We start from the raw sequence: 2553 nt of genomic DNA on the forward strand, positions 1-2553 counted from the left end.
AGCGGCTGCCGCGGCGGCCCTGGCCACCGGCAGCAGCCCCTCGCGGCGGGCCGTGCCCGGCCGCTCCTCCGCCTCCGGCCACAGGCCCAGCGCCGCGCACACCGTGGGCAGCATCGCCATCGCGGTGGTGGCGTAGCCCTCGGCCGACGGGTGGTAGTTGTCGGGTCCGAACAGCTCCCGCGGGTTCGCCGCGAACTCCGGGCCCAGCAGATCCCCCAGCGACACCGTCCGGCCGCCCAGTTCGACGACGGCGATGGTCTGCGCCGCGGCCAGTTGGCGGCTGAGCCGCCGGGCCACCCAGCGCAGCGGCTGGCTCACCGGCTCCACCGAGCCCAGGTCAGGACAGGTCCCGACCACGACCTCACTGCCCGCCGTGCGCAGCCGCGTCACCGCGTCCGACAGGTGACGCACCGAACGGCCCGGCGGAATGCGGCCGGTGACGTCGTTCGCGCCGATCATCACCACGCACACGTCCGGCGCCTGCTCGCGTTCGCTCAGCAGCACCGACACCTGGCGGTCGAGGTCGTCGGACCGGGCGCCCGGAAGCGCCACGTTGCGCAGCTCCACGGGCCGCTCCGCGACCGCAGCCGCCCCGGAGGCCAGCAGGGCGCCCGGCGTCTGGCGAGCGCGGTGCACGCCCAGCCCGGCCGCTGTCGAATCACCCAGAAAGGCGAGCCGCAGCGGTGGGCCCTCCCAGTGTGCGAACGCCGCGCCGTAGAGTCCGTCCGCCATCGGCGGCTCGTCGTCGGAGCTGCCGACCCTGTGGCGGGCCAGCCTCATCTCGGCGAGCAGCAGCCCGACCGCGGCGCCGCTCACCAGCCCGATGCCGCCTCCCCCGTATGCCGCGGCCGTCGCGATCCGCCGCGCAACCCTCGCTCTCGACATGTGTGTGGACCGCCTCCCTCTTGTTACCGACCGACCGGTCGGACACGTATCGTGGCCGACCGTGTTCGCGGCGCATCCGCTACCACTGTGTTGCCCCGCGCACCTCAGACTGCAACGCGCCCCTAGAGCGCGAGCCGCGCAATAGGCTTACCGGTAGGGCCCGCGACCGCGGATGCCCCCCATATCGCGGAGACCACAGTGCAGTATCACGAGTCGATGATCGAGCTTGTCGGCAACACCCCGCTGGTCAAGCTGAACAATGTCACCTCACCCCACGGGGCCACCGTCCTGGCGAAGGTGGAGTACTTCAACCCCGGCGGCTCGGTGAAGGACCGGATCGCCGTACGGATGATCGAGGCGGCCGAACGGTCCGGGGCGCTCCAGCCGGGCGGGGTGATCGTCGAGCCGACCTCGGGCAACACCGGGGTGGGCCTGGCGATCGTCGCCCAGCAGAAGGGCTACCGCTGCGTCTTCGTCTGCCCGGACAAGGTGTCCACGGACAAGATCAACGTGCTGCGGGCCTACGGTGCCGAGGTGGTCGTCTGCCCGACCGCCGTCGACCCCGAGCACCCCGACTCGTACTACAACGTCTCGGACCGGCTGGTGCGCGAGACGCCCGGCGCCTGGAAGCCCGACCAGTACAGCAACCCGGCCAACCCGCGCTCGCACTACGAGACCACCGGTCCTGAGCTGTGGAAGCAGACGGACGGCCGGATCACGCACTTCGTCACCGGCATCGGCACCGGCGGCACGATCTCCGGCACCGGGCGGTACCTCAAGGAGGTCTCCGACGGCGCGGTGAAGATCATCGGCGCGGACCCGGAGGGCTCGGTCTACTCCGGCGGCTCCGGCCGCCCCTACCTGGTCGAGGGCGTCGGTGAGGACTTCTGGCCCAGCGCCTACGACAGCGAGGTCACCGACGAGATCGTCGCCGTCTCCGACAAGGACTCGTTCCGCATGACGCGGCGGCTCGCCAAGGAGGAGGGCCTGCTCGTCGGCGGTTCCTGCGGCATGGCCGTCGTCGCGGCCCTGGAGGTCGCCGAGCGGCTCACCCCGGAGGACGTGGTGGTCGTCCTGCTTCCGGACAGCGGACGCGGCTACCTGTCGAAGATCTTCAACGACGAGTGGATGGCCGACTACGGCTTCCTGGAGGAGGGCGAGCCGACGGCCGCCCGCGTCGCCGACGTGCTGCGGTACAAGGAGGGCGCGCTGCCCTCCCTCGTCCACATGCACCCCGAGGAGACCGTCGGGGAGGCCATCGACGTGCTCCGCGAGTACGGCGTCTCGCAGATGCCGATCGTCAAGCCCGGCGCCGGCCACCCCGACGTGATGGCCGCCGAGGTGGTCGGGTCCGTCGTCGAGCGGGAACTGTTGGACGCCCTGTTCACCACGCGCGCCTCACTCGGCGACTCGCTGGAGAAGCACATGAGCCCGCCGCTCCCGCACGTCGGCTCCGGTGAGCCGGTCGGTGACCTGATGGCGGTGCTGGAGGGCGCCGACGCGGCCGTGGTGCTCGTCGAGGGCAAGCCCACCGGTGTGGTGAGCCGTCAGGACCTGCTGGCGTTCCTGGCACGCGGCGCCAAGTAGCGCACGCGCCAGGGCTCCGGCGCCGGGCCCGCTGATGGGCCCGGCGGGCTGACCGGGGGCGTCGCGGGCTCCGGGCTCCGG

Annotated in this window: 2 protein-coding genes; one reads left to right on the forward strand and one right to left on the reverse strand. The window is 72.2% G+C overall.

Translation table 11 applies throughout. The features are described from left to right. The coding region (locus ACYVE9_RS22435; protein ID WP_461029700.1) for an SGNH/GDSL hydrolase family protein at positions 1–885 on the reverse strand (885 nt) is incomplete at its 3' end. Between the two features lie 198 nt (positions 886–1083). Between ACYVE9_RS22435 and ACYVE9_RS22440 the strand changes: the two genes are divergently transcribed. Continuing rightward, entirely contained in the window at positions 1084–2472 is a 1389-nt protein-coding gene (locus ACYVE9_RS22440; RefSeq protein ID WP_461029701.1) for a cystathionine beta-synthase, read from the forward strand. The last annotated feature ends 81 nt before the right edge of the window (positions 2473–2553 follow it).

The sequence above is a fragment of the Streptomyces sparsus genome, assembly GCF_054776295.1.